Source organism: Candidatus Nitrosopumilus sp. SW, from assembly GCF_006740685.1.
Classification (GTDB): domain Archaea; phylum Thermoproteota; class Nitrososphaeria; order Nitrososphaerales; family Nitrosopumilaceae; genus Nitrosopumilus.
This window is the reverse complement of the sequence record NZ_CP035425.1, coordinates 423,300-448,985: the sequence shown is the minus strand read 5'-3', so window position 1 is coordinate 448,985 and position 25,686 is coordinate 423,300. Positions and strand designations below refer to the sequence as shown.

Sequence of the window (25,686 nt, the reverse complement as noted above, 5' to 3'; positions counted from 1 at the left end):
AAAATGGACTTTAACTTTATTCTACTATTTATCGAATCAATTCCTCTCCAGTTTGATTTCTTTGGAGGTGAAAGGGGGGCATTGGGAAGTGATGACCCTATAATTCAAGGACTAATTCTATCAATGTTTGCAGTTACTGGATTTGGTATCTTGCTTAACGTCTTCAATGCCGCAGTTAGAAAGAAAATGGTTGATCAAGTAAAACTAAAACGAATCATGAAAGAGACACGTGGATGGCAAAAAGAAAGAATGGCAGCAATGAGGGCAAAAGATACTGCAAAAGCAGCTGAACTTAACAAAAAATCTGCATACATGAACAAGATGTCTATGGAAATGATGCAGATGAATATGAGACCAATGATGATTACATTTGTTCCATTGATTTTGATATTTTATCTTGTATTGCCACAACTATTTGCTTACACTGTAGCTGTATCTCCAATTCCTCTAAATGTAATTCCAGGAGATATGTTCCAGTTAACATGTACTGCAGAACAAGCAGCAGATCCTGAACATGTTTGTACTACAGAAAATGCATTGTTCCTCTGGGCTTGGTACTTCTTGTCCTCAATTGCATTTAGTGGCATTATCATGAAACTAACTAAAACCTCCATGGATCTCAGTTGACAAAATCAATCGTAATTTCAGGTCCTCCTGCTGTAGGAAAGACAACTGTTGCCAAAGGGCTAGCTGAAGAATTTTCATTAAAATATCTTAGCGGTGGTGATGTTCTAAAAGAGATGGCACAAGAACAAGGTTTTGATTCAGCAGGTGATGATTGGTGGGATACAGAAGATGGAATGAAATTTCTTAATCAACGAGAAGAAAATTCTGAATTTGACAAGAAACTAGATGAAAAACTAACTAAACTATTCAATGAGGGAGGTATGGTGATTACCAGCTATACACTCCCCTGGTTAATACAAGATGGAATAAGAATATGGTTAGAAGGTTCTCATGAGAGCAGCACAAAACGTATGCAAACAAGAGATGATATGAGCCCTGAGGATGCATACCAAATCACAAAACAACGATTTGATAAAAACAAGGCACTATACAAGAAACTCTATGATTTTGATTTTGGTGATGACAAGTCTGTCTTTGATGTTATAATTAATACTGACAACCTTACAGCACAACAAGTAATTGATGTTGCCAAAGAAACGGTGAGAAAACTACTATGACTCTAAAACAACTAGAAAATCTAATTGAAGTTGATCAAGACATCACTGATGATGCATATGGTACATACTATGACAAAAGAACAATAGAACAACTACTAAACTATGGAATTATAATTTTAGACAAACCTCCTGGACCTACAAGTCATGAGACAGTAGCTTGGACAAAAAGAATATTGAAACTGCCAAAAATTGGACACAGTGGAACTCTAGACCCTCAAGTTTCAGGAGTATTGCCTTTAGGATTGGGTGAGGCAACTAAAGCATTAGGTGTGTTGCTCTTTGGTCCGAAAGAATATCATGCATTAGGTAGAGTACATTCTCTCCCCTCAAAAGAAAAACTACATGAAGTAATAGAATCACTAACTGGTGAAATTTACCAAAAACCTCCACAACGTTCTGCAGTAGTGAGACAAACAAGAACAAGAACAATTTATGAGTTTGAAGTTCTAGAACAAAAAGAAAGATTACTACTAACTCGAGTATTATGTGAGGCTGGAACATACATTAGAAAATTATACTATGATCTAGGTGAGATTCTAGGACCTGGTGCAACCATGATTGAACTCCGAAGGACTAGAGTTGATCAATTTAGAGAAACAGATGGATTGGTGACTCTTCATGAACTTGCAAATGCGTTTGCATTGTGGGAGGAAAAGAAAGATGATTCTAAACTAAAGAGTATGATTCAACCTGTAGAGAATGCCCTAAGTGAATTAAAATCTGTGGTGATTCGTGACTCTGCAGTTGATGCAATGTGTCATGGTGCACAACTTGCAATTCCTGGAATTTTGAAAATTTCTCCCAATTTGAAAAAGGGTGACATTGTTGGCATTTACACTCAGAAAGGAGAAGCAGTTGCATTAGCAGAATCTACAATGAGTGAAGAAGAGATTAAAGATGCTGCAAAAGGATATGCCTTTGAAACCAAGAGAATAATCATGGCTCCAAACACTTATCCTAAAAAATGGAGAACAAAACCCTCTTCCAAAGAATAAAAATTGCTCTCAAAAAGTCTTGTTATCTTTATTGGAATTGGTGTGATTGCAGGATTAACATTTGGAATTTATCTAATCGATGTAAAAAACACCAGTCAACTTGTTTACGTTGACGGCTCTGGAATTTCAATTGTTACTGAAAAATTTGATTTTAAGAAGGGTGAAGAGATTAAAATTAAAATCATCAACACTGGAACTGTTCCATTGACATTTTCTGACACATCATATGGATTGAGAATAACTGGACTTTCTGGAATATTGATGTATACTCCAATATCTGCACAAGTAGAATCAGAACTAAAACCAAATGATGAAGTTGAATTTGTTTGGGATCAAATCAAAAATGATGGTGATAACACCCTGGAAGGTCTTTACAAGATTTCTGCAAAAGGATTTGATCCAGTAGGGGACAAAGTAGAACGTTCAACTACAATAACAATTTGGAAGTAGTAACACAATTTATAATCAGATTCTAAAAACTAGATTTGTCGCAAGACTTGTGCCGGGGTCGCCTAGCCTGGTAGGGCGCGCGCCTGGAAATTGTTAACCATAAAGCGCGTTCTCGCAAGGGAACGGGAGTTCAAATCTCCCTCCCGGCGCCATTTTAGATCTTTTTGAATCATATGTTGTAGTATTGTTTCTACGTAAAGGTTAAATGGATATTTCTGAAGCAACATCTATGGTCAAGTCCTTACAATATTTTGCTGTAATTGGTCTATTCTCAATTTTACTTTCTAGTGGTATTGCAATTAATGTATCTGCATTACCTGAACATGTTCCTAACATTGGAAGATTTGTAACTCCTACAACAGATTCTTCAATACTTGAAGTGTATGAATCCAAAGGTTGCTCAGTAAAGTATGTTTTTGAAGAAATGAGTGCACTTGATTGTCCTCCTTCTATTGGACGATTAATGGGATTACAACAAGACATTGAAGTTTTTGCACTTGATATTACTGCTAATGCTCAAATAAAAGCAACTAATGTTCAAACAACTGGTTTATCTGGAAGTGGTGTTACCGTTGCAGTTTTAGATACTGGTATCGATAGTACTCATACAGAACTTTCATCTTCTATTGTTGGTGGAAAAAGCTTTGTTGATTACACTACTAGTTATGATGATGATCATGGGCATGGAACATTTGTTTCTGGTCTAATAACCTCTGATGGCATTATTGATCCTTCAGGATTAGGTTCTGCACCAAATGCTCAAATTTGGGTTGGTAAAGTTCTCGGTCCTAATGGTGGATACCTTAGTGATACTGTAGCTGCAATAAATCATGTTGTTGCAAACAGTGATGCAGATGTTATTAGCATGAGTCTTGGTTCAGTGTATCCTAATCTCTACAAAGGCAAAAACTGTGATAGAGCTTATCCTGCAATGACTAACGCCGTAGAAAATGCAATTTCTAATGGTGTTACTGTTGTTGCTGCTGCTGGAAATGACGGTAGCTTAGGCGTTCCAATTCCTGGTTGTATTTCTGATGTTATCACAGTCGGAGCAATTGACTCAACTGATTCTCCTGCATACTTTACAGGCACTGGTCGTTCTGTGGATGTAGTAGCACTAGGCGTAAATGATTATTCTACAATGAATGGTGGCGGATATGGTATAGGTTCTGGTACTAGTTTTTCAACTCCTGTAGTATCTGGAGTAATTGCATTGATGATTGAAAATGATTCTACTCTATCTCCTCTGCAAATTCAAGAAGCTCTGAGAAATACTGCAGTTGATATTGGTTCTACTGGTTTTGACAGTTCTACTGGTTATGGCAAAGTTGATGCATTAGCTGCAATAAATTATTCTCCTGGTTCTAGTGATGGCGGCGATGATAGTAATTCTGACCCCAAATGTTCTTTAGGTAAGCAAAAACGTAATCTATGTTAGATTATTTACTAGTTTAGTTTTCTGAATTAATCTAAATTTTGATCTGCTTCTATAAATCCGTAAAAACACATGTACATTAAATATGGAAAACACGCAAAGAAAACATGTCTAAGAGAGTTACATTGCTTATCGATGATGAACTTTACAAAAAATTAAGAGAAAAACAATCTGCAGAAATAAAAAAACTGCAACAACGGTTAGCTTTTCTAAAATAATTACTGATATTTTAAAAAAACATGTTTAAAGATTTACCACATCTTTAAAATCTTGGTGTCTTACTTTTTCTCTATTTTTTCAATAATTTCAGAGAATTTCCATGGTCCACACTGCGCATCAGTAGTTTCATTTACAAATAGTCCTGATTTGTGGAGGTGATTTACAATATACGCTGCAAATGGTAATGCCCCTGTTGCTCCTGGAGAATTATAATTTAGAATATGAAATGATGATGAATCATCAAGCAAAATTACGTCTGGCTCGAACTTTCCTTTCTCATTAATTATAGAAGAACGAATACCTGCTGTTCCTTTTTCTGTAATTTTGTCTGGATCAATCTTTGGCAAGAATCTTCTTACTCTTTCAACCATTGCTGACTTTGACATTGATGATTGTATCTCATTCATTGCAAGTTCTTGGAATTGTTTGTCGAAGATTGCCTTTCTTGCACCTGAACCTATCATCTCTAACATCTTTGGAACAAATTCCTTAATGTTTTCAGATCTGTTGTATCCATATGGGCTAAAAACAGGAACGGCATTGGGTCCTATCTCACAACTTCCATTAACTCGAATTATCCAATGAGGATCTAAGAATGGATAGTCTGGAAATTCTGGTACTGAATAGATGCTAGTCTTTGTTAGTTTGTTGTATTGTTTTGGTGCTTTCCAATATTCTCCTCTGAAATGAACATCAGTAAGTTTTGTTGCAACTCCAACATCATGCGCAATGTCTACTGCTTCTCCTCCTGCAGCATTGATTAAAAATTCTGTAATAATTTCATCTTCTTGATTTAGTTTTATTCTCCATTTTCCATTTTCTTTTTTTGTCTCTGTAACTTTGGTATCTAAAAGAAATGTTGTTCCATTTTCTTTACTGTCTTCCATTAATGATTGTGTATATTTTGAATAATCTGCAGAACCATCTCTATAAACATAAAGTGCAGCTTCGCATTTTATCTCTGGTTCAATTTTTTTAATCTCTGATTTGTCCATTAACTCAATGTCATTTTCTTCTAACCCATTTTGTTTTGCCCATTTGAGATATTTTTCTAAAACTTTGATTCCTTTATTGTCTAGTGCAACTTCTATTACTCCATCTTTTTTAAACGGCAAGTCATGTAGTTTGGAATATTTCTCCCACATGTCAAATCCATGAAATGCTGCGTTTGCAAATAGCTTTTTCTTTTCAGGATTGTAGAGATACGGTGCATGTATTTTACCTGTGTTTCTGCCACTGGTATGAAATGCAACATTTTGTGCTTGTTCTATTACTGCTATTTTTTTTGATTTGTTTAGAAATGAGAGAAAATATGACAAAGATGTGCCAAGAATACCTCCACCAATAATTACCACGTCAAAATTATGATTCAACTATTTTCAACTTAATTTCTTTCTAGTTGATAATAAATGGAGTCTGTAGCAATCAAGGTTAATATCCAATCAAATTTAAAATAAAATCGTGTTACCTGATAGGTGCTCTGTAAGCAAAGAAGGAAAACAGTGCCCCAGTCCCCCTGAATTTATTGTATCTATTGTGGATGGCAAAGATGAGTACATGGTTGGCGTAACCTGTGGTATACACAAACAGATTGTGTCTGGAAAAATTGGATTTTTACAAAAAGAAGGTAAAATTCATGATGGAAAAATTACTTTTTCACCTGTAAAAGCAGTAGGAACTGATTGTATTCATGGTGATGAGGATGATTTTGTTCAAATTGACATGAATCGAAGTAAAAACTGAAATAATTTCTAATCTTTTTGATAATATTGCTTTTTGAGTTATTATCTGACATTGTTAAAATTGAGAATGTTTTATTTGTTGTAAAAAGTGAGGGTGTTACCAGCGAGGTTAGAAGCCCTCTTAGTATTAAACAAAAAGAAAAATGGATTACTCTTGGCGAAAATGATGATCCTGCACACATGCATATTGATTCGGAATTGATTAGTCATGCAGAATTTATAAAAGAAATAAAACCAGAACGTACAAGTTTTAGTGTAAGATTTTACAATAAAGATAACCAAAGAGTTTTGGCAGCATTTTTTACAAAAATGTATGATGATTCTAAAACATTGATTCCTGAAAGAAAAAAATTGTATGAACAAATGAACCAAAAGTTTTCTTCTAAAATTAATTTTAAAAAAAACCTTGTCTGAAAAAGACAAGGAGAAAAAATATTATTCTTGAGATTTCTTCTTCTTTTCTTTTTCAGATTGTAGTTTAGCTAATTCTAATTCTTCGTTTGTATGTTTGAATTTTTTCAATCTGATTATTATCTACCTTTTAGATATAAAAACTCCACATTTCTTTTGATGGTAACTTGGGCGTGAAATTCAGTATCCTACTGAATAGATCGGTTTTTTTCCATTCATTCCTAGATTGAGATTTTTTACGGTAATTTCAGCCATCTTGGAACGCGTCTCTTTAGTTGAACTGCCTATATGTGGCGCCAACACTACGTTTTGAAATTTTGCAAGATGATGATTTTGGCTTATTGGTTCTTGCTCAAACACATCTAATCCTGCCCCTGCAATGATCTTTTTCTTTAATGCAATTACAAGGTCTTTTTCATTGACTACTTTACCTCTTGAGGTATTGATCAAAAATGATGTACTTTTCATTTTTCTAAATACTTTAATGTTAAACATCTTGTCTGTTTCTTTTGTGTGTGGAACATGAATAGAAATCACATCGCTTTGTGAGATTAATCTCTCAAATGAGACGTATTTTACACCTAGAGATTTTTCTTTAGATTTTGGTATCTGATTTCTGTTATGATAAATTATATTCATATCAAATGCTTTGGCTCTTTTTGCAAGTGTTTTTCCAATTCTTCCTAACCCCAAAATCCCAAGTGTCTTTCCTTGTAGATCTAATCCTACATAATCATGTGCGCCGTAGATTACTTTCCATTTACCGCTGCGAATTATTCTGTCTCCCTCTGAAACCCTTCTTAATGAATCAAGTAATAACGAAAAAGCTAAATCTGCTGTTGCATCAGTCAAAACCTCTGGAGTATATCCTACTCTGATCTTTTTTTCTTTTGCATATTTTGTATCGATATGATCAAAACCTACACTATAGGTACTAATGACCTTGAGATTTTTTGCCAAATCAATTGTTTCTTTGTTGATTATATCATATGGAAAACAGATCAATCCATCAACATCTTTAATTTTTGATCGTAATTTTGTTTGAGGAATTGGAATTTTTCCATGATTAACTTCGATTTGATATTTTTTCTTTAACTCCTTTAAAGCAAAATCATGAAGTGTTCTTGTCAGAAACACTTTCTTTCTCATAAATGTGAGATTTATCTCAAACCATTTATACGATTTCTTTCTAAATTCTTTATGTCTTCTGAAGCAAAAGAGGAAGAAGAATTTGCAATTTGTGTCGAATGTGGAAATTCTATTGAAAAATGTGTTTGTGTCTGTCCTTATTGTGGAGAGCGAGATGAATGCAAATGTGCATTATTTGATGCAGCAACTGGAGGATGAGAATTTGGTAAAACTGACTATTACTATTCGTTTCATAGGTGATATGCTATGAGTTCTACTGATTTTACATGGCTTATTGGAGGTCCTCAAGGCAGTGGAGTTGAGTCTGGCGCAAACATATTCTCAAGAGTATGTGCTGAGATGGGATATCAAGTATTTGGGAAAAGAGAATTCTATTCTAATATTAAAGGTGAACACAGCTACTTTACAGTAAGAATATCTGATCAAAAAATACATTCAAACATAAATGATGTAACCTTGATGGCATCCTTTGACGCTGAAACTATTTTTCGTCATTATGATGAAGTAATCTCTGGCGGTGGAATAATCTATGACTCTGCTCTTGAGGATACTACTACTGACAAAGTCCATACACTTGATGCACCATTTAGAGAACGACTCCATAAAAAACTTGAATCAAAGAATAAACCATTCTCAATTGCAGGTGTTTTAGAAATTGCAAAAGAAAATGGTGTGAAACTATACCCAGTATCCTTTAAAGCAATTCTTGAAGCACTAGCAGAAGAAACTGAAAATCCTCGTCTAAAGGGATTAATTCGAATGTTCAATGTAATTGGTGTTTCTTTGTCATTAGGATTAGTTAAGATGCCTCCTGATTCTTTGCAAAAAACAATTGGAACAATTTTCTCCAAGAAACAAGAGATTGCAAAAATTAATCAACAAACTGCAAACTATTCTTATAATTATGCTACTGCAAAGTTTGATGAATTCAATCACACTTTAACTGGAACTCAAAAAGAACCGGGAACTCTTTTGGTTCAAGGATTCCAAGGAACTGCATTGGGAAAGATGGCATGTGGTTGTAGAATGCAACCCTATTATCCAATTACCCCCGCTTCAGATGAATCTGTATTTTTAGAATCCAATGAAATACTGGAAATAATTGATGACCGCCCTGGTTCTACCGCAGTAATCCAAACTGAAGATGAGATTTGTGCCATGGGTATGGCTATAGGCAGTGCATTGACTGGAACACGTTCTGCAACCTGTACTTCTGGACCTGGATTTGCCTTGATGACTGAAATGTTAGGCTGGGCAGGCATAAATGAGGTGCCTGTAGTAATTACAAATTATCAAAGAAGTGGACCTTCAACTGGTTTGCCAACCCGACACGGACAAGATGATTTGCTATTTTCAGTTTTTGCAGGACATGGTGATTTTCCAAAAATTGTCTATGCTTCAGGTGATGTTGAAGAGAGTTTCTATGATACTGGAAATGTTTTCAATTATGCTGACGTATTTCAGGTTCCAGTTATTCATTTAATGGATAAATTCATTGCAAGTTCTGTTGTGACATGTAATCGATTTGATCCGTCTAAAATCACAATTAATCGTGGAAAACTCTTAGACAAAGTTGAAAATGGATATGAGAGATTTGCATTTACTGATGATGGTGTTTCTCCTCGTTCTAGGTTGGGGATTGATAACGGAATATTTTGGAATACTGGTGATGAATCTGATGAAAAAGGACACATCACAGAAGATCCAATTTTGCGTGCAAATATGATGGACAAAAGAATGTCTCGTCTTGACTTGATTCTAAAAGAAATTCCAGATGTGGAAAAGGCTGTATCCTTTGGTATTGAAGAATACACTGTAATCTCATGGGGGTCTGCAAAGGGACCGATTATTGACGCAATCGAAATGCTCAAAAAAGAAGGAATCTCTATTGGATTTGTACAACTAAAACTATTACATCCATTTCCTAGTGAGTATGTTTCATCTCTACTAAAAGATGCAAAGACAATCATTGATGTTGAAGCAAATCACTCTGCACAACTAGGAAAATTGTTCAAACAAAATGTGCAAAGAAACATTGACTATTCTATCTTAAAATACACCGGAAGAGCAATGACTAGTACTGAAATTTATGATTCACTTAAGAAAATTATTGAACACAAAGCAGACAAAAGGGAGGTTTTGATGCATGGCGCTTAAGATGGCTGATTTCAAGACTGATGTTCATAATGACTGGTGTCCAGGCTGCGGTGATTTTGGAATAGTTAATGCCATTCAGATGGCATTAGCTGAAATAGGGGTAGAAAGAGACAAGACTGCAATATTTTCTGGAATTGGTTGTTCGGGTAAAACATCCCACTACATCAATACATACGGTGTTCATACTCTGCATGGAAGAGTATTGACATTTGCACAGGGTGCTAAAATTGCAAATCCTGAGATGACTATAGTTGCAGTTGGAGGTGATGGTGATGGTCTTGGAATTGGTGCAGGTCATTTTGTTGCAGCAGGAAGACGTAATGTAAACATGACATACATTATTTTTGATAATGGAGTTTATGGATTAACAAAGGGACAGGCATCTCCTACACTAAAACTTGGAGAACAAACAAAATCTCTTCCGTCCCCAAACACAAATTACAATGTTAACCCAATTGGATTGGCAGTTGCAAGTGGATTTACCTTTGTTGCAAGAGGTTACTCTTATGATGTCAGACACCTCAAAGATTTAATTATTCAAGCAGTAAATCACAAAGGCCTTTCATTTTTGGATGTTTTACAACCCTGTCCAACTTACAATGACCTTAACACCAGAGATTGGTATGCTGGATCTGATTTGATGGATGAAGCACAAAAAAGACATTCAAGAATTTACAAACTTGAAGAACACGGATATGACCCTGTTGTACATTATAATGAAGAAGCAGAAGTCAATGAAAGACTCACACAGGCCTTAATCAAATCTCTTGAATGGGGAAACAAGATTCCAATTGGTGTATTTTACAAAAATGAAATCATTACTCCTTATACGGTTAGATTAAGAGACAAAATTCCAAATTACTTGGAAAACCCACCTGCAAAACAAAATATTACAAAAAACGGATTACCTAACACCGATATCTCTCACATCTTAGACTCGCTAGAAGTCTAATCTTTCTCAAAACCAAACAGGTTATAGGCAAGTTTTGTAGAAGTGTATTTTGCATTTGAATATCAACGAGGCAAATACTATCTTTAGAAAATCCATCATCAAGGGATTTTTTGAACCCCAACTGGTAAATTTAGATTTTAAAAAATCTGCCATAAAACATCCTGCCATAAACGATGATGGTCTTATGCAATCTGATTTGTTACACATCTTCTTTGATGTAGAAACTGGTGCTGACTACCCTGATGGTGATGAATGGTTTATTGTCGATATGTTATTTCCACATGACATCAAGCTGCCTGATAATCTAAAAGGTACTGATTATTTTACAACACTTTCAGTTGAAGATGGAAAGTCATACTGGCATCATCGTGAATTAATCCGCTACAAATATGGAAAATCAAAAAAACTTGAAAATGCTTTAGAATTTTTAGAATCAAAATACAAGGAATTACATGGATTACTAGAACCAATACAAAAAGATCTTAGATAACTTCTTTCCAAACATCCCCTTTAAACGAAAATTGTTTCTGCGGTGATGATGCAGTGTTTAATCTCCATCTGACTGATTTTGAATCAAATTTGTAATGTACTTCCGTTATTTCAGCTGGAATTTTTTGTGGATCAAGATGATATGGCAATAATTCCAACACCGAATCAATTTTTTCTACCGCGTTATCAAACCATTGTTTATCTTCTGTGTCAATTGTAAATCCAATCTTTGGAATACCTGAGAAATTAATTACAATCTTTAATGCATTTCCGCTACCTCGTCTTCTCTTCATCTCTTTGAATACTGCCTTTACCTTTTCCCAACGCTTGAAATCAAACCACTCAAAGAACGCATCATTGAATGTAAGTGGTATATTTACATCTAAGAAACTCACAAAATCTTCATCATCTGCTTCAATCTCTTCTTGATTAATGGTAAAATGAGAATTTAGAAATCCATACAATACTTCTATCTCCCACGGTGAAATCCCATAGTATCGTAATGTAGTTGTAAGACTTTCAGTCAATAATTTTTAGTCTCAAAAATTGTAATTAAAGCTTCAACATCTCAAAACTAGAAGAAATTGACCTCAAAATTAAAATTAGATGGAGCGTCAGTCACTTTAGATATGAAAAAAGAGTATGTAGTAAGAAGTATTGATGCTGCCCCTGATGGTGCACCATATGTCATCGTATCCTTGTCTTCTGTAAAAGATCTTAAAGAAGGAACCCAGAATCCTCAATCTCCTTTTGGTAGTCCAAAAGTTATGGGATTTTCAAACATGAATGATATGATGAAAGACCTCAACAAGATGCTTTCTGGAATGGGCGGAGGAATGGGAATGCAAGGCGGCATTACTCAACTAAAACTAGAGATGCATGAATACAAAGACATGGGTCTATCTGTTGGAGATAAGGTCTTTCTAGAACTAAGTAAAGCTGAATCTCTTGGGGTTTAACCTAAAGTATTGTGTTAAAATATTTCCAACCATAAAATGCTGCAACAGTTCCAATGACAAATAACATTGGCTTCCATGCAAATACTGGAATTGCCGGAGTTGCAAGTTTTACTTTATAATTATCTACAATTGCATGAACATTTTTCTTAATTTTATCATGCCAAATACTATATTCAACTTGATATTTTTTTAGAATCTCTTCTACTTCATAAACAACTGGAGTTCTTTGGGAAAACAAGTGCTGAAGATAATCTCTTGATACTTCTACTTCTGCATGAATTCCAATTAATCCTTTTTTGAGGTCTACCATCCTTACATGCATCTCCCATGGTTTCTTTAGTTTCAAATTAAGACCGTTTCCTATTTGGTCAGGTTGTTTGTGTTCAAATTTTACTTTGGTAAATCCCTCGTTAGTGAAAATCTTCATCATTTCATCAAAGCTCTTCTTTACAACAACATGAAGTTGTTCTACACCTTCTTTACTGTCAACATCGATCTTGTGTTTTAATCCATCAAGAAATGATACTGTCTTTGGATATGTTGTACGATATTCCAATATTTTGGTGGACAAAATACCTCTATTTAAAGCAGAACAACATTACCGATTTTTTGGTGGATTTGATAGGCCTCTAACATATACACATTGATCTGGGTCTATTGCCATCTCTGATGAATTTATTTTTCTATCTGTGAGGGTTGCACCAGAATTTCTAACTATTGCAAATGGTTTTAATTCTGCACCTTCACCCATTTTGTGATTTGCAATTGTTGCCAAGTTGTCTACAACTGCCTGAAATGTCACTTTAAGTGGATTGCCATCCAGATCTTTCTTTGACCTCATATCTAACACTGGTTCAATACCTGCACAAGCAATTGCAACACCAGATGTTCCAATTCTTGCAGGCATCAATCTACTATCGACTAAAATAATCCCAACATGTATTGACATTCTCAAAAATATTTTCCTTCGGAGTTGCTCTGCTACCAAGTATGGGTTTTCTGGATAAAGAATCACTTTACCTTTTTTTGCATTAGATTTGTCAATTCCTGCATTAGGTGCCATAATGTTATCTGATGATGTAATAATGAATCCTCCAATACCACCAAAAATTTTATCTGATTCTCTAATTACAACTTCGGCAATTTCTGGTTTTAGTTGGTATTTTCTTGAGATATCTAGTCCTTCATTTGAAATTTGGATATTTTTAAGATCTACAATTCTTCCTTGAGAATTTGAGATGTATTTTGTTGAAATTACTAAAACATCTCCATGTTGTAATTTTTCCTTGTTTTTTTCTAATGTTTTGAGAAATACCTCAAAAACATCAAATTTCTCATTCATTCTGTCTGCTAAAAGTGGTAAAACCGTTAATTGCACAATACCTTGTGTGTTCTTTTTCTTTTTTATTGTTCTGAAAAGCTTTTAATCTCTAAAAAGGTGGTTTTTGATCATGAACATTGTAGAGAAGATTCTTGCTCGCGCATCAGGAAAATCACAAGTTGCACCTGATGATGTAGTTTTTGCAAAGGTCGACAAAGTAATGGTTCATGATGTTTCAGGACCTGGAGTTCTTAAGGTATTTGACAAATTAAAAAACAAAGGTGTTGATGTTAGTAAACTCTGGGATCCCTCAAAGGTATGGGTAGCAGAAGATCACTTTGTCCCTTCTGCTGAAAAAGTATCTGCTGAAAATATTGTAAAATTATCAAATTTTACAAAAAACTATGGAATTGAAAAGCATTTCAAATATGGAATGGGTCAGTATGGGATTTGTCACACATTATCTCATGAAGAGGCAATGGTAATGCCTGGTGATGTATATGTTGGCGGTGATTCGCATACAAATACTACTGGTGCACTTGGTGCTTTTGCATGTGGATTGGGACATACCGATATTGCATATGTTTTACTTAACGGACAAATCTGGTTTAAGGTTCCAGAAACAGATTATTTCAAACTAAATGGAAAACTCCCAGATCATGTGATGGCAAAAGATGTAATCTTGAAGATTATTGGTGATATTGGAACTGATGGTGGTAATTATAGAACAATGCAGTTTGGTGGTTCTGGAATTGATGATATGTCAGTTGAAAGTAGATTGACACTTTGTAACATGACTACTGAAGCTGGAGCAAAGAATGGAATTGTTGAAGCTGATCAAAAAGTTGTAGATTATCTTTCAAGTAGAGGTGCAACAAACGCCCAAGTATTCAAAGGCGATGACGATGCACAATATGCAAATGTATACGAATACGAAGCATCTGAGATGGAACCTCTTGTTGCAAAACCATTTTCTCCTGAAAATATTGCAGTGGTACGAGAAGCTCCATCCGTAGAACTAGACAAATCCTACATCGGTTCTTGTACTGGAGCAAAATATGAAGACTTGGAGGCTGCAGCAAAAATACTCAAAGGAAAGACAGTAAAGATCAGAACAGAAATTCTTCCAGCATCCATCTCAATTTACAAACGTGCTATGGAAAATGGATTACTTACAATTTTCTTAGATGCTGGAGTGACCGTAGGCCCTCCAACATGTGGTGCCTGCTGTGGTGCCCATATGGGAGTACTGGCAAAAAACGAAATCTGCATAAGCACTACCAACAGAAATTTTCCTGGTAGGATGGGCCATGTTGAATCTGAAACATATCTTGCATCTCCTATGGTTGCAGCAGCTTCTGCAGTTACTGGTAAAATTACTGATCCGAGGGATTTACAATGAAGGGAAATGTCATAAAATATGAAAGAGATAACATCGACACTGATGTGATTATTCCTGGTCAATATCTTAAGGTTCATGATTATGCTGAACTTGCAACACATGCAATGGAGGGACTAGACCCTGATTTTCATTCAAAAGTAAAGGAAGGTGATTTTATTTTATCTGGAAAGAATTTTGGATGTGGTTCATCACGAGAACATGCCCCAATTGCACTATCTCATTCTGGAATCAAAGCTGTATTGGCATTATCTTTTGCAAGAATCTTTTATAGAAATTCTGTTGATGGTGCATTTTTGTTACCCATTGAAATTGAAGAGGATGCATACAATGGAATCTCTGAAGGAGATGAACTTGATATTGATATCAGTAAAAACGAAATTAAGAATTTGACAAAAAACCAAACATACAAGATGAAACCTTTCTCTGAAATTATTGGAAAAATAATTGAAGCTGGTGGACTTTTTAATTACAAGCCATAGGATTTAAAATGGGAAAAACACTTTTTGAAAAAATTTGGGATGCTCATGTGGTAGTTGGAAAAGAATCTGGCCCTTCATTAATTTACATTGATAGACATCTCGTCCATGAAGTAACTTCTCCACAAGCATTTGATGGTCTTAGAATGAATAACAGAAAGGTACGAAGACCCGATCTTACCATTGCTACAATGGATCATAATGTTCCTACAACCGATAGAGGCCTTCCAATTTTAGACCAAACATCATCTATTCAAATTCAAACATTAGAAAAAAACTGTCAAGATTTTGGAATAAAACTATTTGATATTAACAGTCCCAACCAGGGTATAGTTCATGTCATTGGCCCTCAATTGGGAATCACTTTACCTGGTTCTACAATTGTTTGTGGAGATAGTCATACGTCAACTCATGGTGCATTTGGTGCCCTTGCATTTGGAATTGGCACAAGTGAGGTAGAACATGTCCTGGCATCTCAAACTTTGTGGCTAGAAAAACCAAAACCCTTTGAAATTAGAGTGGAAGGAAAGAGAAAGAATCCTCATGCAGTAACTGCTAAAGATATTGTGTTGTCTATAATCAAAAATATCGGGACTGGCGGTGGAACTGGAACAGTAATCGAGTATCGTGGTGAGGGTATTGAAGACCTTTCAATGGAGCAGCGAATGACAATATGTAACATGTCAATTGAGGCTGGTGCCCGTGCTGGATTAATTGCACCTGATGAGAAGACCTACGAGTATCTCCGAGGCAGACAATACACCCCAAAAAACTATGAATCTCTTGTAACATATTGGAAGGAAAATCTAAAAACTGATGATGATGCTAAATTTGAAAAGCAGTTCACATTACATATTGATGATATTGCACCTCAAGTTAGTTGGGGGACAAATCCTGGAATGACTTGTGATGTAACTGAAACAATTCCTACCCCTGATGAATTTTCAAAGGGTGACTCTAACCAAAAGAAAGGTGCAGAAAAAGCACTTGACTACATGGATCTTAAACCTGGAACACCAATTGAAGAAATAAAAATTGATAGAGTATTCATTGGTTCTTGTACAAATGCAAGACTAGAAGATTTAATCGAAGCATCCAAAGTAGTCAAAGGACAGAAAGTTTCTCCAAATGTTCGTGCAATGGTAGTCCCTGGTTCACAAATGGTAAAAAGACAAGCTGAAGATATGGGTCTTGATAAAATTTTTACTGATGCTAATTTTGAATGGAGAGAAGCTGGATGTAGCATGTGTCTTGGAATGAATCCTGATATTTTATCTCCTGGGGAACGGTGTGCAAGTACTTCGAACAGAAACTTTGAAGGTAGACAAGGAACTGGTGGAAGAACTCATTTAGTTAGTCCTGTAATGGCAGCAGCTGCTGCAATAAAAGGACATTTTGTTGATGTAAGAAAAATGGATTTGGATTAGTATGGAACCATTTAAAAAAACAACAAGCATTGTTACTCCCCTTGACAAAGTTAATGTGGATACTGACCAAATTGTACCAAAACAATTTCTAAAACTAGTACAAAAATCTGGCTTTGGAAAGTTTTTGTTCTTTAATTGGAGATATGATGAAAACGAAAAACCAAAATCCGATTTTGTATTAAATGACTCCAAGTATAATAATTCAAAAATACTCGTTGCAGGGGACAATTTTGGATGTGGCTCAAGCAGGGAACATGCAGTTTGGGCACTACAAGACTATGGTTTTTCAGTAATTATTGCACCTTCATTTGCTGATATTTTCTTTAGTAATTGCTTCAAAAATGGAATTTTGCCAATTTCTTTGGAACAACCTCTTGTAGAAAAACTACAACAAGAACCAAATCCAATAGAGGTCGATTTAGAAAATCAAATAATCAAAACTTCTTCTGAAGAGATACATTTTGATATTGATTCTCATAAAAAGAAAATTCTCTTAGAAGGACTAGATGACATTGCACAAACATATCAATTTGAAGATAAGATTTCTGAATTTGAAAAACAGTCTACAGTCCCATCTGTTTTATGATCTTTTTTACAGTTTTTTGATTTCTCTCTAAGTGTGAAGGTGATTCTGCATCCAGCCATTCTTTATCGCCAATATCAAAAGCACTAATCTTTCCTTCTTTTGATAGTTGTTGTAATATATCATATGATAGATTGATCTCTTTTTGTTTTTTCTTTGCCTTGATTTTTTGAATAATATCTTTTCCAAGCATATAGATTCCTAAGCATTCAGATAATTGTAATTTCATTACTGGCTTTTCTTTGAATTCGGTGATGATTCCATCTTTTACTATTGCAAATCCTGTTTCCTCTTTTCTTTTTGTTCTAGTTGCAATACATGCAGAACTCTTCTTTTTTACAAATGTCTCTTTCATCTTTTTGAGATCTATTGCACATAAATTATCTACAAACCATAATACAAATTCAGATTCACCTTTGAGTTTTTTCTCAATGTGTAACAAATCGCCACCAGTTCCACTTTGTGAGTCTTGAACAAAGGAGATGTTTTTTTGACTTTCATAATAGTTTTTGATTTGTCCACCAAGACCGTCAAAGTCCGAAATTATAATAATCTCTTTTATGAAATTGAATTTTTGAAGATATCTTATCACATAGTCGATGACTGGCTTTCCATAAATTGGAGTCATTGCTTTTGGAAAGAATTCTGTATATGGCTTGCCTCGTGTGCCTTTGCCACCGGCTAAAATTATTGCCTTCACAGTCTAACGGTATGATTTTTGCTTTCTTCTTCTTGCGCCAGGTCCGCCGAACTTCTTTGGTTCTTTTCTTCTGGCATCACCGCTGATTAGATATTTGTCATAATCTGTGATTCTCTTTCTAAGGTCTTCTCTGGTTGATTTTGGGAATGGGTGATCTTTTGGATCTTTCTTTGATTTTGTCCATCCTGTTAGTGCTCTAGATATTGCAGTTGCAACAGCACTTGCCTGTCCCATGAAACCTCCTCCTCTTACTCTAACTGAGATATCGATTTTATCTCTTAAATCGCCTGTAATTTCTAGTGGTGCTAAAATTACTTCACGAGCAGTCTCTTGTGGAATCATTTCAACTGGTACGTTGTTAATTCTAACTTTGCCTTGTCCTTTAGTAATGTAAACATGTGCACTAGATGTTTTTCTAGTTGCAAAATAGATTTCAGTTTTTGGTGTTGTCATTCAGTCCACCCTATCACTCTGCACAATTCTCCCATTGTGGTATAGTTTGATGCAGATTTTTTAATTTTTGCTTTCTCAAATTGAGTTTTCTCAAGTGATTTTAGTTCTTTTGGAGAACCAATGTATGCTCTTAATCTTTTAATTGATTCTTTTCCTGATGGTTTTCTATCATATGGTAACATTTGACGAATCATTTTTGTGATGATTGTGTCTGGTCTTCTGTAGTGAACAGGTCCGTGTTTTGGATTAATGATACTGTTAATTTCTAAAAATTCTCTATATTCTTTGATCAAGTTTGATCTTGTTCCACTGTACATGATTTTCTCACAATTTACAAGCGAAACTCTGTGTCCTTGTTTTAGTAATTTAGCAACATTTGATGATAATCTACCAGCAATGTGGTCTGTAGCATCTACAACAATTGGTCTATCGGTTCTAACAACTGTCTCTTGATTAGCCAAGTAATACCACTCCTTTTCCAGTTGGGTTTTGCTCAATTAGTTCTGAATAACTGATTAGTTTTCCGCCGTTTTCAATAATTTTGGAAGCTGCAGAATTTGAAATTGAAAATGAACATAATGTGATTTTATGATACACATTACCGGTTCCCAGAACTTTGCCTGGAAATACTACAGTATCGTTTTCTTTAGTTAGTTTAGCGATTTTATTCAAGTTTATGTCTCTTCTAGCAATAGATGGTTTTAATGCATATTCAGCTAGTTTTGCCCAAATTGGAGCATCATTTTTAGCTGATGCTGACTTTAGATCCTTTGCCATGCGTATAACTACTTGATTAGTCATGTGAATAATGCGGTTTAAAACCCAAATATAACGTATATGCTTTCTATTCGCTGATTTGCTCGATTGTATCTTTGAATTCGACCAATCTGTTACCTACTTCTTCTACTCCTGATATGATGATCTGCTCAGGATTAAGTGCACCCGTTGATTCAACAGTGAGAATTCTCTCATCTTCCTTGTCTGTCTCAGTTAACATTGAAATGTTTGCAGAGTTCCATTTTGCATGTTCTGTACCGCGTCCTAGTCTTGCATAGCACTCAACTTTGATTTTTTGACCTGGTGCAAGTTCACAAATTGGAATCTTGTCTGAAATTGGCTTGATAGAGTCATCTTCAGAAGAAAGTTCGTTTGATAGAACCGTTCTTGTAACGTCTGAATCTCCAGAATCTAGTACTAACATTACTTTACAGTTTGAACATCCTGTTTCACTTTGGCAGTCACATTTTGATGGCTCGTTAAATCTGCTCAAATCTGTTTTGAGTGGTATGAGACCTAATCTGTGTGCTAGACCTTCATCTGGTAATACTGATGAATTCTCAATAATGTCAACTGTATCAATTGCAAAGACTGGAACACCATTTAAGCAAACCCTTCTAAGGGCATTTGCATATTGTAATGGCACGCCTTTTAGCTTTAAAGCTATTTTTTGATTATCTTTACTAATTACTTCTAAGGATGACAAATCTTGAAGAAAATCTTTAAAGTCCACATAAAAATCTAGCTAGTTTTGAGTGTGAATCCTGTCTATTTTGAATTCTTGAAGATATGCTTAAGTCTGTATTTTTTCAAGAAAAACCATGGATTTTGAAAAACTGTATTTAGATATTCTAAATCTAGATTCCTCAATCAGATATGCTGCAATTCAAAATAACACTGGTGTTAAGATTGCCGGTGGTTTTAGATCAGAAATAACTCCAATTCTAAGTGATGACGAACTCCAGATGATGCACTACTATGCATCACAAAGATGGCAAACTCGGAAAAACATTGAACACAAAATAGGTCCTGCAAAATATGCTCTAGCTGAATATAATAAAATTAAACGAATTACATTTCCTATTGATGACAAACATCTCTTGATGATCACAACTGAAATTGATGCTGACCATACTAGTATTATCAAAAAAATACTTGAATTAATTAATAATTAGACAGATTTTCTTTTAATTTCCCATAATTGCAAATTTGAAGTAATTTTTGAATCGTTTACTGTGTGTAGAGATAAATACCAAATTATCGTAGATTCATTAGAAATGGCCGATGTAACAGTTGCAAGATTCTCTTTTGAAGGAGAGAAATTTGAGATATTGGTAAAACCTGATCTAGCATTAGAGTACAAGCTTGGAAAGAAAAAAGATATTTCTGCAATTTTAGTTTCAGAAGACATCTACACTGATTCAGGAAAAGGCACAAAGCCCTCAACTGAAAAATTACTCAAAGCTTTCAAAACCGAAGATCAAACTGAGATTGCTCAAATAATTATGCAAAAAGGTGATCTTAATCTTACAACTGATCAAAGACGAAAAATGATTGAAGACAAGAAAAAACAGATTGTTGCATACATTGCAAAGACCTATGTCGATCCTAAAACTCACTTGCCTCATCCACCTTTGAGAGTTGAGCAAGCAATGAAAGATGGAAGAGTTTCAGTTGATCCTCAAAAAAGTGTAGATGAACAAGTAAAAGATATTGTAGATAAACTTCGTTCAATAATTGCTCTAAAATCTGAAAACTTGGAATTGGAGATTATTATCCCTGCACAATATGCTTCACAATCATATGCTGTTCTAAAGTCTGTAGGTTCTCTAAAAAAAGAAGAATGGCAAAATAATGGTTCTCTAAAAGCAATACTTGAAATACCCGCTGCAGCAAGGCCAAACGTGATAGACAGATTAGGTTCTATAACCAAAGGTTCTGCTTCAGTTGAGGTAATGCAATAATGGCAGATAAGAGAAAATACGTTATTCCTGGTGATGTTGTAACAACAGGACCTTTTAGACCTGAACAAAATGTAATACTTGATGGAAACAAAATAATTTCCACCACTATTGGTATTTCTGAAATTTATGATGACTCTGTTCGTGTAATCCCATTAACTGGAAAATATATTCCAAAAATCAATGATCTTGTAATTGGCAAAGTCAACTCACACACGTCATTGTCTTGGGAATTAGATATCAACTCATGCTATGTTGGGTTTTTGCCAGCACAAGACGTCTTTGGGCGTGACTTTTCAGCTCATGCTGACGAACTTGCAACTAAACTAAAAACCGGAGATCTTGTAGCTGCAAGAATTGCAAATTTTGACAGAACACGAGATCCCTTAGTTTCAATTTCTGATAGGGATTTGGGAAAGATTGATTCTGGAGTTTTGATGGAAATCTCTCCAAGCAAAGTTCCACGCCTAATTGGAAAGAAAGGTAGTATGATTCAGATGATTGAAGAGGCTACTGACGCTGCAGTTACCATTGGTCAAAATGGCTGGGTTGTAGTTTCATGCGAATCCCCAGAGGGATTATTAAAGGCTAAAAAAGCAATTCAAATGGTTAATGAGCAAGCACACGTTGCAAATTTGACTGATCAAGTGAAAGAAATGTTAGATAAAAAAGGTGAATCATAATGGGTGGACGAGAAGCAACAATGGTCCTTATGGACGAAAATGGAAAACGTTGTGATGGACGTACAGTGGACGAACCACGTCGAATTATGATTAAAGCTGGTGGACTCAAAAATGCAGATGGTTCATCTTACATTGAATTTGGAGATAACAAAATTCTAGTTGGAGTTTTTGGTCCAAGAGATGTTCACCCAAAACACATGTCTGACACTGACACTGGTATTTTGAGAGTTAGATATCACATGGAACCATTCTCTGTTGGTGAGAGAAAGAACCCAGCTCCTTCAAGAAGAGAGATTGAAATTTCCAAAGTTATCAAAGAAGCATTAGAGCCTGCAGTTATGTTAGATAAATTCCCAAGAACTGCAGTTGATGTATTTATCGAAGTTTTACAAGCAGATGGTGGAACTAGATGTGCCGCACTTACTGCAGCATCTGTTGCATTAGCTGATGCAGGTATTCCAATGAGAGACATGGTTGCAGCAATTGCAGCAGGAAAAGTTGCAGACACTGTAATTCTTGATGTTAACAATGAAGAAGATCAAGCAGGTCAAGCAGACATGCCAATTGGTTATATGCCAAATCTTGAAAAAATAACACTATTGCAATTAGATGGCGTACTCACTCCTGAAGAATACAAAAAATGTGTTCAAGTTGGAGTGGATGGATGCAAACTAGTTTATGAATTACAAAAGAAAGCACTCAACGACAAATATTTTGGAAATAAAGGAGAGTAGGAAATGGCTTCACATACTGTTATTGATGAATTAAAGAGAAATCAAATTCTTGATTTGTTAGAACAAGGAAAAAGAGTTGATGGAAGAGCTCTTGATGAAGCAAGAGAAATTTCAATTGAAACCAATGCAATTCCAAAAGCAAACGGTTCTGCAAGAGTTCGATTAGGAGATACTGAAGTTGTTTGCGGAGTAAAAATCCAACCTGATAGGCCTTTCCCTGATACTGGTGACAAAGGTCTTTTCATTTGTACTGCTGAATTATTACCCCTTTCACATCCTACAGTTGAAACAGGACCTCCAGGACCTGAAGTAATTGAACTAGCTAGAGTTGTGGATAGAGGAATCAGAGAAAGTCACATGATTGATGTTTCTCAATTAGTTATTGAAAAAGACAAGTCTGTGATTGGTGTTTTTGCAGATAATGTTGTTGTTGATTATGATGGTAATCTATTTGATGCATGTTCTTATGCTGCAACTGCTGCACTACTCTCATCTAAAAGTCCAAAATGGAATTGGGTAGATGAAACTCCTACACTAGTTGAAGGTGAAGAGGTTGCCGTTCCAATTACTACCATCCCAGTATCTGTAACTATGGCTAAAATTGGAAAACATATCATAGTTGATCCTAACGGTGATGAATGGGCAAGTATGGATGCAAGAATTACAATTACTAGTGATTCTGATGGAAATATCTGTGCTTTACAGAAGGGTGGTGATGATGGATTCACTATGGAAGAAATTGTCCAATGTGGTGAAATCTCAGTCAGAGTAGGCGCAAAAATAAGAGAAAAATTAAAAGCAGCTCAGCAGGCAGGTCAATAAAATGGCAAAAGGTAAGAAATCACTCAAAGGTCTTGGTGCAAGATACGGAATTAAAATTCGAAAAGAATACACCAAAATTCATCTTCAATTAAAACAAAAAAGGGCATGTCCTGAATGTGGTTCACAAACATTTGGCAGAGATGCTGTAGGAATTTGGTCTTGTAAAAAATGTAGCTTCAAAGTAGCTGGAACTGCATATGACGTTAAAATTTAGTGCAAAAATTACAGTTGATGCAAAAGACAACACAAAAGCAATTTTTGATTCTGTAAATACTGATAACAAATTTTATCCTGAAAATCCAGTCAAAACTGAAATCAAACTAGATAAAAAAATAATAATCTCTGTAGAATCTGAACATCTTCCTCATTTGAGAGCAAACCTAAACTCTACTCTGAGATTAATTCAAGCAAGTAATGACACCATAGAGTCTGTGAAAGAATAAATACTATTTTTAGAATTTTTGATCTGTCTTCTTGAACTCTAAATCAAAAATCACAGTTATTGTATTGTGCCAAATCGGTTTAATCATGGGAAGTTTTCTTAGTGTTGCTATTTGGGAATCTCAATTTTCATTACTAGGAAACTCTGTCAATGTTGCGGGAAAAAACCGATTACTTACTAGTCAGTTTTTGAATGAAGTAAAAGACTATGGATATCTAAATTTCCCTGATGCAAATCCAGAAAAACAATTGGAATTATTAGAACAAAATATTTTATTTTTAAAAAACGGTGGGGAAGAAAATGGTCTTAAACTAGATCCTCTTAATGAACAATTTTATCCCGAATGGGAACAAGTTTACTTTCATTTTCAAATAATGAAATCTGATTTTGAACATTTTCAATCAATAACTGCCTCTCAAACTCTTTCTCCATTAGATGTAACTTCATTAGAGGTTAACTCTGTGGTGTTGATTAGATCATCTGATGTTCTAGTTAGTAAAATAGGGTTGATGACTGATAATTTATCTCGCACCCTGCTTATTTTGCAATCCGTATTAGTGGCAATTAATGTTGCAGTTCATGTGATGATGGTAATTTTAATTTCAAAGATTTTCAAAAATGAATTCAAGAAAACTCTGAAAATGGAAAAATTGGCAACAGTAGGCGAACTATCCTCTAGATTAGCTCATGACATGAGAAATCCGCTTTCTTACATCAATATGAGCACACAATTACTAAAATCAAAAGTAACTGAGAAAGAAACTGTTGAAAAATTAGATGTAATTGAAAAAGGAATTCAGAGAATGTCTCATCAAATCAATGATGTCATGGATTTTGTCAGATCAAAAGAACCTGAACTAAAATTATGGGATCTAAAATCTATTTTAGAAGATTGTCTTGATAGATTAAAAATACCTGATTCAATCAAAGTAACTTTACCCGAAAAATCAATTCTAATCAAATGTGATCGTACTCAGTTTGAAATACTTTTCATTAATTTGATTTCAAATGCGTTAGATTCAATCAAAAATAATGGCTCAATTGAGATTCGTGTTAATACTAGTCCAAATGAAACAAAAATCGAGATTATAGATTCTGGTAATGGTATTCCTAACAATAAACTAGACCAAATCTTTGAGCCTCTAGTAACTTTCAAGGAATCCGGAACTGGGTTGGGATTGGCAAGCTGCAAAAATATTGTCAAAAATCACAAAGGGGTAATTTATGCAAAAAACAATCCTACCACATTTACCGTAATTCTTCCGAACTATTGATTGAGAATCTATGCGTGACAGTATTATGATTACAGTTAAAGATATAATGAAACAAAAATTGTGTTAAGTCATGTCTGCAGGACAAATGCCTCCATGGCTTCAAGAACAATTGATGAAACTACAACAATCTCAGCAAAACCTCCAATCAATCATGACTCAAAAACAACATCTTGAGATGGAAAAGGCTGAAACCGAGAAAGCCCTTGAAGAATTAAAAAAAGTTGGTGATGCTGATGCAGTTTACAAGCAAGCAGGAACTGTCTTGTTAAAATCAACAAAAAAAGACTTGGTTGATGAATTAGAAGAAAAACAAGAGATGGCAAAAACTCGTGCAACCGTCCTTGAAAAACAAGAAACACGTGTCAAAGAAACTCTCAAAGAACAAGAAGCAAAAATCACGGAAATGATGAAGGGTGGTTCTGAGGCGCCAAAAACAGAAGATAATCCTAGAAAATAGTAACTGAAACCATTTTCATATAAGATATTAAC

35 protein-coding genes and 1 tRNA gene are annotated in these 25,686 nt (G+C 35.0%); 26 read left to right on the top strand and 10 right to left on the bottom strand.

The genetic code is table 11. The annotated features are described in order from the left end of the window. Nucleotides 1-3 precede the first annotated feature (3 nt). The 6 genes from Nisw_RS02800 (at nucleotide 4) to Nisw_RS02775 (ending at nucleotide 4,067) form a co-directional block, all read left to right on the top strand. Nucleotides 4-627 carry an EMC3/TMCO1 family protein gene (locus Nisw_RS02800; protein WP_141976334.1) on the top strand — a complete coding sequence of 208 codons (624 nt, stop codon included), beginning with the start codon at nucleotides 4-6 and terminating at the stop codon, nucleotides 625-627. Then, nucleotides 624-1,184, top strand: coding sequence for a (d)CMP kinase (cmk, locus tag Nisw_RS02795; protein ID WP_141976332.1), 561 nt, complete (start codon nucleotides 624-626; stop codon nucleotides 1,182-1,184). Before Nisw_RS02800 ends, cmk begins: the two co-directional genes overlap by 4 nt. Next, the gene (locus Nisw_RS02790; protein ID WP_141976330.1) at nucleotides 1,181-2,179 is read left to right on the top strand and encodes an RNA-guided pseudouridylation complex pseudouridine synthase subunit Cbf5; all 999 of its coding nucleotides are present in this window, start codon (nucleotides 1,181-1,183) and stop codon (nucleotides 2,177-2,179) included. Before cmk ends, Nisw_RS02790 begins: the two co-directional genes overlap by 4 nt. A gap of 3 nt (nucleotides 2,180-2,182) precedes the next feature. Next, a complete protein-coding gene (locus Nisw_RS02785) occupies nucleotides 2,183-2,629 on the top strand; it encodes a hypothetical protein (protein WP_141976328.1) in 447 nt (148 codons plus the stop codon). A gap of 51 nt (nucleotides 2,630-2,680) precedes the next feature. Next, nucleotides 2,681-2,781: transfer RNA gene (locus tag Nisw_RS02780), tRNA-Ser, on the top strand. 53 nt (nucleotides 2,782-2,834) lie between these two features. After that, on the top strand, nucleotides 2,835-4,067 hold the full coding sequence (locus tag Nisw_RS02775; protein ID WP_141976326.1) for a S8 family serine peptidase: 1,233 nt from the start codon (nucleotides 2,835-2,837) through the stop codon (nucleotides 4,065-4,067). Between the two features lie 275 nt (nucleotides 4,068-4,342). On the opposite strand, the gene Nisw_RS02770 is transcribed toward Nisw_RS02775, so the two are convergent. Further along, entirely contained in the window at nucleotides 4,343-5,656 is a 1,314-nt protein-coding gene (locus tag Nisw_RS02770; RefSeq protein ID WP_141976325.1) for an NAD(P)/FAD-dependent oxidoreductase, read from the bottom strand. Nucleotides 5,657-5,744: 88 nt separating this feature from the next. Here Nisw_RS02770 and Nisw_RS02765 point away from each other — a divergent pair, with 88 nt between their 5' ends. Together Nisw_RS02765 and Nisw_RS02760 are read left to right on the top strand one after the other, a co-directional pair. Further along, nucleotides 5,745-6,026: a hypothetical protein gene (locus Nisw_RS02765; RefSeq protein ID WP_141976323.1), complete on the top strand. Its 282-nt coding sequence runs from the start codon at nucleotides 5,745-5,747 to the stop codon at nucleotides 6,024-6,026. 26 nt (nucleotides 6,027-6,052) lie between these two features. Beyond that, complete coding sequence (locus Nisw_RS02760; protein WP_141976321.1) at nucleotides 6,053-6,439, top strand: ChuX/HutX family heme-like substrate-binding protein; 387 nt, start codon at nucleotides 6,053-6,055, stop codon at nucleotides 6,437-6,439. Between the two features lie 177 nt (nucleotides 6,440-6,616). Here Nisw_RS02760 and Nisw_RS02755 read toward each other — a convergent pair whose 3' ends face one another. After that, nucleotides 6,617-7,585 (bottom strand): D-glycerate dehydrogenase, encoded by a 969-nt coding sequence (locus Nisw_RS02755; protein ID WP_141976319.1) that lies wholly within the window; start codon nucleotides 7,583-7,585, stop codon nucleotides 6,617-6,619. Between the two features lie 51 nt (nucleotides 7,586-7,636). On the opposite strand from Nisw_RS02755, the gene Nisw_RS09085 reads away from it, so the two are divergent. The 4 genes from Nisw_RS09085 to Nisw_RS02740 are packed head-to-tail and all read left to right on the top strand — an operon-like array spanning nucleotide 7,637 to nucleotide 11,184. Next, nucleotides 7,637-7,783: a hypothetical protein gene (locus tag Nisw_RS09085; protein WP_182126628.1), complete on the top strand. Its 147-nt coding sequence runs from the start codon at nucleotides 7,637-7,639 to the stop codon at nucleotides 7,781-7,783. A 48-nt stretch (nucleotides 7,784-7,831) separates the two neighbouring features. After that, nucleotides 7,832-9,742: a 2-oxoacid:ferredoxin oxidoreductase subunit alpha gene (locus Nisw_RS02750; protein ID WP_141976317.1), complete on the top strand. Its 1,911-nt coding sequence runs from the start codon at nucleotides 7,832-7,834 to the stop codon at nucleotides 9,740-9,742. Continuing rightward, complete coding sequence (locus Nisw_RS02745) at nucleotides 9,732-10,694, top strand: 2-oxoacid:ferredoxin oxidoreductase subunit beta (RefSeq protein WP_141976315.1); 963 nt, start codon at nucleotides 9,732-9,734, stop codon at nucleotides 10,692-10,694. The genes Nisw_RS02750 and Nisw_RS02745 overlap by 11 nt, the downstream gene beginning before the upstream one ends. 49 nt (nucleotides 10,695-10,743) lie before the next feature. Next, nucleotides 10,744-11,184: a hypothetical protein gene (locus Nisw_RS02740; protein WP_141976313.1), complete on the top strand. Its 441-nt coding sequence runs from the start codon at nucleotides 10,744-10,746 to the stop codon at nucleotides 11,182-11,184. Here the strand turns inward: Nisw_RS02740 and Nisw_RS02735 are convergent. Then, nucleotides 11,177-11,710, bottom strand: a complete 534-nt coding sequence (locus tag Nisw_RS02735) for a hypothetical protein (RefSeq protein ID WP_141976311.1) — start codon at nucleotides 11,708-11,710, stop codon at nucleotides 11,177-11,179. The two genes, Nisw_RS02740 and Nisw_RS02735, sit on opposite strands and share 8 nt — an antisense overlap. Before the next feature lie 102 nt (nucleotides 11,711-11,812). Here Nisw_RS02735 and Nisw_RS02730 point away from each other — a divergent pair, with 102 nt between their 5' ends. Next, the gene (locus Nisw_RS02730) at nucleotides 11,813-12,142 is read left to right on the top strand and encodes a hypothetical protein (protein ID WP_141976309.1); all 330 of its coding nucleotides are present in this window, start codon (nucleotides 11,813-11,815) and stop codon (nucleotides 12,140-12,142) included. A 1-nt stretch (nucleotide 12,143) separates the two neighbouring features. Here Nisw_RS02730 and Nisw_RS02725 read toward each other — a convergent pair whose 3' ends face one another. Both Nisw_RS02725 and Nisw_RS02720 read right to left on the bottom strand, forming a co-directional pair. After that, nucleotides 12,144-12,698: a hypothetical protein gene (locus tag Nisw_RS02725; protein WP_141976307.1), complete on the bottom strand. Its 555-nt coding sequence runs from the start codon at nucleotides 12,696-12,698 to the stop codon at nucleotides 12,144-12,146. 42 nt (nucleotides 12,699-12,740) lie between these two features. Next, nucleotides 12,741-13,520, bottom strand: a complete 780-nt coding sequence (locus tag Nisw_RS02720; protein ID WP_141976305.1) for a coenzyme F420-0:L-glutamate ligase — start codon at nucleotides 13,518-13,520, stop codon at nucleotides 12,741-12,743. Between the two features lie 73 nt (nucleotides 13,521-13,593). On the opposite strand from Nisw_RS02720, the gene Nisw_RS02715 reads away from it, so the two are divergent. The 4 genes from Nisw_RS02715 to leuD (Nisw_RS02700) are packed head-to-tail and all read left to right on the top strand — an operon-like array spanning nucleotide 13,594 to nucleotide 17,354. Continuing rightward, nucleotides 13,594-14,865 (top strand): 3-isopropylmalate dehydratase large subunit, encoded by a 1,272-nt coding sequence (locus Nisw_RS02715; RefSeq protein ID WP_141976303.1) that lies wholly within the window; start codon nucleotides 13,594-13,596, stop codon nucleotides 14,863-14,865. Continuing rightward, nucleotides 14,862-15,344, top strand: coding sequence for a 3-isopropylmalate dehydratase small subunit (gene leuD, locus Nisw_RS02710; protein WP_141976301.1), 483 nt, complete (start codon nucleotides 14,862-14,864; stop codon nucleotides 15,342-15,344). The genes Nisw_RS02715 and leuD (Nisw_RS02710) overlap by 4 nt, the downstream gene beginning before the upstream one ends. Nucleotides 15,345-15,352: 8 nt before the next feature. Then, the gene (gene leuC / locus Nisw_RS02705; RefSeq protein ID WP_141976299.1) at nucleotides 15,353-16,768 is read left to right on the top strand and encodes a 3-isopropylmalate dehydratase large subunit; all 1,416 of its coding nucleotides are present in this window, start codon (nucleotides 15,353-15,355) and stop codon (nucleotides 16,766-16,768) included. Nucleotide 16,769: 1 nt separating this feature from the next. Then, complete coding sequence (leuD, locus tag Nisw_RS02700; RefSeq protein ID WP_141976297.1) at nucleotides 16,770-17,354, top strand: 3-isopropylmalate dehydratase small subunit; 585 nt, start codon at nucleotides 16,770-16,772, stop codon at nucleotides 17,352-17,354. Here leuD (Nisw_RS02700) and Nisw_RS02695 read toward each other — a convergent pair. From Nisw_RS02695 to Nisw_RS02675, 5 genes are read right to left on the bottom strand one after another with little or no spacing between them, the layout of a single operon-like run. Beyond that, nucleotides 17,332-18,051, bottom strand: a complete 720-nt coding sequence (locus tag Nisw_RS02695) for a nucleotidyltransferase family protein (RefSeq protein WP_141976295.1) — start codon at nucleotides 18,049-18,051, stop codon at nucleotides 17,332-17,334. The genes leuD (Nisw_RS02700) and Nisw_RS02695 overlap by 23 nt on opposite strands. Nucleotides 18,052-18,054: 3 nt before the next feature. Continuing rightward, a complete protein-coding gene (gene rpsI, locus Nisw_RS02690; protein WP_012214808.1) occupies nucleotides 18,055-18,504 on the bottom strand; it encodes a 30S ribosomal protein S9 in 450 nt (149 codons plus the stop codon). Next, nucleotides 18,501-18,965: a 50S ribosomal protein L13 gene (gene rplM / locus Nisw_RS02685; RefSeq protein WP_141976293.1), complete on the bottom strand. Its 465-nt coding sequence runs from the start codon at nucleotides 18,963-18,965 to the stop codon at nucleotides 18,501-18,503. Before rplM ends, rpsI begins: the two co-directional genes overlap by 4 nt. Continuing rightward, on the bottom strand, nucleotides 18,958-19,305 hold the full coding sequence (locus Nisw_RS02680) for a 50S ribosomal protein L18e (RefSeq protein ID WP_141976291.1): 348 nt from the start codon (nucleotides 19,303-19,305) through the stop codon (nucleotides 18,958-18,960). The genes rplM and Nisw_RS02680 overlap by 8 nt, the downstream gene beginning before the upstream one ends. A 43-nt stretch (nucleotides 19,306-19,348) precedes the next feature. Continuing rightward, nucleotides 19,349-20,014, bottom strand: a complete 666-nt coding sequence (locus Nisw_RS02675; RefSeq protein ID WP_141976289.1) for a DNA-directed RNA polymerase subunit D — start codon at nucleotides 20,012-20,014, stop codon at nucleotides 19,349-19,351. Nucleotides 20,015-20,102: 88 nt separating this feature from the next. Here Nisw_RS02675 and Nisw_RS02670 point away from each other — a divergent pair, with 88 nt between their 5' ends. The 9 genes from Nisw_RS02670 to Nisw_RS02630 all read left to right on the top strand — a co-directional run bounded on the left by Nisw_RS02670 (nucleotide 20,103) and on the right by Nisw_RS02630 (nucleotide 25,654). Continuing rightward, entirely contained in the window at nucleotides 20,103-20,456 is a 354-nt protein-coding gene (locus Nisw_RS02670) for a DUF6659 family protein (RefSeq protein ID WP_141976288.1), read from the top strand. A gap of 102 nt (nucleotides 20,457-20,558) precedes the next feature. After that, nucleotides 20,559-21,245: a ribosome assembly factor SBDS gene (locus Nisw_RS02665; RefSeq protein WP_141976286.1), complete on the top strand. Its 687-nt coding sequence runs from the start codon at nucleotides 20,559-20,561 to the stop codon at nucleotides 21,243-21,245. Continuing rightward, nucleotides 21,245-21,925 carry an exosome complex RNA-binding protein Rrp4 gene (gene rrp4, locus Nisw_RS02660; protein WP_141976284.1) on the top strand — a complete coding sequence of 227 codons (681 nt, stop codon included), beginning with the start codon at nucleotides 21,245-21,247 and terminating at the stop codon, nucleotides 21,923-21,925. The genes Nisw_RS02665 and rrp4 overlap by 1 nt, the downstream gene beginning before the upstream one ends. Beyond that, nucleotides 21,925-22,659, top strand: coding sequence for an exosome complex exonuclease Rrp41 (rrp41, locus tag Nisw_RS02655; protein WP_141976282.1), 735 nt, complete (start codon nucleotides 21,925-21,927; stop codon nucleotides 22,657-22,659). Before rrp4 ends, rrp41 begins: the two co-directional genes overlap by 1 nt. 3 nt (nucleotides 22,660-22,662) lie before the next feature. Beyond that, on the top strand, nucleotides 22,663-23,481 hold the full coding sequence (rrp42, locus tag Nisw_RS02650) for an exosome complex protein Rrp42 (RefSeq protein ID WP_141976281.1): 819 nt from the start codon (nucleotides 22,663-22,665) through the stop codon (nucleotides 23,479-23,481). Nucleotide 23,482: 1 nt separating this feature from the next. Continuing rightward, a complete protein-coding gene (locus Nisw_RS02645) occupies nucleotides 23,483-23,695 on the top strand; it encodes a 50S ribosomal protein L37 (RefSeq protein WP_141976279.1) in 213 nt (70 codons plus the stop codon). Next, nucleotides 23,679-23,924, top strand: coding sequence for a KEOPS complex subunit Pcc1 (locus Nisw_RS02640; protein ID WP_141976277.1), 246 nt, complete (start codon nucleotides 23,679-23,681; stop codon nucleotides 23,922-23,924). Before Nisw_RS02645 ends, Nisw_RS02640 begins: the two co-directional genes overlap by 17 nt. Before the next feature lie 31 nt (nucleotides 23,925-23,955). Next, nucleotides 23,956-25,197, top strand: coding sequence for a PAS domain-containing sensor histidine kinase (locus Nisw_RS02635; RefSeq protein WP_141976275.1), 1,242 nt, complete (start codon nucleotides 23,956-23,958; stop codon nucleotides 25,195-25,197). 70 nt (nucleotides 25,198-25,267) lie between these two features. After that, nucleotides 25,268-25,654 (top strand): prefoldin subunit beta, encoded by a 387-nt coding sequence (locus Nisw_RS02630; RefSeq protein WP_141976273.1) that lies wholly within the window; start codon nucleotides 25,268-25,270, stop codon nucleotides 25,652-25,654. The last annotated feature ends 32 nt before the right edge of the window (nucleotides 25,655-25,686 follow it).

Excerpts from the sequence above, each read along its gene's own strand:
- Nisw_RS02640 (WP_141976277.1), top strand. The coding sequence starts at position 23,679 with ATGACGTTAAAATTTAGTGCAAAAATTACAGTTGATGCAAAAGACAAC.
- Nisw_RS02665 (WP_141976286.1), top strand. The coding sequence starts at position 20,559 with ATGGCCGATGTAACAGTTGCAAGATTCTCTTTTGAAGGAGAGAAATTT.
- rpsI (WP_012214808.1), bottom strand. The coding sequence starts at position 18,504 with ATGACAACACCAAAAACTGAAATCTATTTTGCAACTAGAAAAACATCT.
- rrp42 (WP_141976281.1), top strand. The coding sequence starts at position 22,663 with ATGGCTTCACATACTGTTATTGATGAATTAAAGAGAAATCAAATTCTT.
- Nisw_RS02730 (WP_141976309.1), top strand. The coding sequence starts at position 11,813 with ATGAAAAAAGAGTATGTAGTAAGAAGTATTGATGCTGCCCCTGATGGT.
- Nisw_RS02775 (WP_141976326.1), top strand. The coding sequence starts at position 2,835 with ATGGATATTTCTGAAGCAACATCTATGGTCAAGTCCTTACAATATTTT.
- leuD (WP_141976297.1), top strand. The coding sequence starts at position 16,770 with ATGGAACCATTTAAAAAAACAACAAGCATTGTTACTCCCCTTGACAAA.
- Nisw_RS02670 (WP_141976288.1), top strand. The coding sequence starts at position 20,103 with ATGGATTTTGAAAAACTGTATTTAGATATTCTAAATCTAGATTCCTCA.
- Nisw_RS09085 (WP_182126628.1), top strand. The coding sequence starts at position 7,637 with ATGTCTTCTGAAGCAAAAGAGGAAGAAGAATTTGCAATTTGTGTCGAA.
- Nisw_RS02750 (WP_141976317.1), top strand. The coding sequence starts at position 7,832 with ATGAGTTCTACTGATTTTACATGGCTTATTGGAGGTCCTCAAGGCAGT.
- rrp41 (WP_141976282.1), top strand. The coding sequence starts at position 21,925 with ATGGGTGGACGAGAAGCAACAATGGTCCTTATGGACGAAAATGGAAAA.
- leuC (WP_141976299.1), top strand. The coding sequence starts at position 15,353 with ATGGGAAAAACACTTTTTGAAAAAATTTGGGATGCTCATGTGGTAGTT.
- rrp4 (WP_141976284.1), top strand. The coding sequence starts at position 21,245 with ATGGCAGATAAGAGAAAATACGTTATTCCTGGTGATGTTGTAACAACA.
- Nisw_RS02800 (WP_141976334.1), top strand. The coding sequence starts at position 4 with ATGGACTTTAACTTTATTCTACTATTTATCGAATCAATTCCTCTCCAG.
- leuD (WP_141976301.1), top strand. The coding sequence starts at position 14,862 with ATGAAGGGAAATGTCATAAAATATGAAAGAGATAACATCGACACTGAT.
- Nisw_RS02645 (WP_141976279.1), top strand. The coding sequence starts at position 23,483 with ATGGCAAAAGGTAAGAAATCACTCAAAGGTCTTGGTGCAAGATACGGA.
- Nisw_RS02755 (WP_141976319.1), bottom strand. The coding sequence starts at position 7,585 with ATGAGAAAGAAAGTGTTTCTGACAAGAACACTTCATGATTTTGCTTTA.
- Nisw_RS02745 (WP_141976315.1), top strand. The coding sequence starts at position 9,732 with ATGGCGCTTAAGATGGCTGATTTCAAGACTGATGTTCATAATGACTGG.
- Nisw_RS02680 (WP_141976291.1), bottom strand. The coding sequence starts at position 19,305 with ATGACTAATCAAGTAGTTATACGCATGGCAAAGGATCTAAAGTCAGCA.
- Nisw_RS02630 (WP_141976273.1), top strand. The coding sequence starts at position 25,268 with ATGTCTGCAGGACAAATGCCTCCATGGCTTCAAGAACAATTGATGAAA.
- Nisw_RS02715 (WP_141976303.1), top strand. The coding sequence starts at position 13,594 with ATGAACATTGTAGAGAAGATTCTTGCTCGCGCATCAGGAAAATCACAA.
- Nisw_RS02790 (WP_141976330.1), top strand. The coding sequence starts at position 1,181 with ATGACTCTAAAACAACTAGAAAATCTAATTGAAGTTGATCAAGACATC.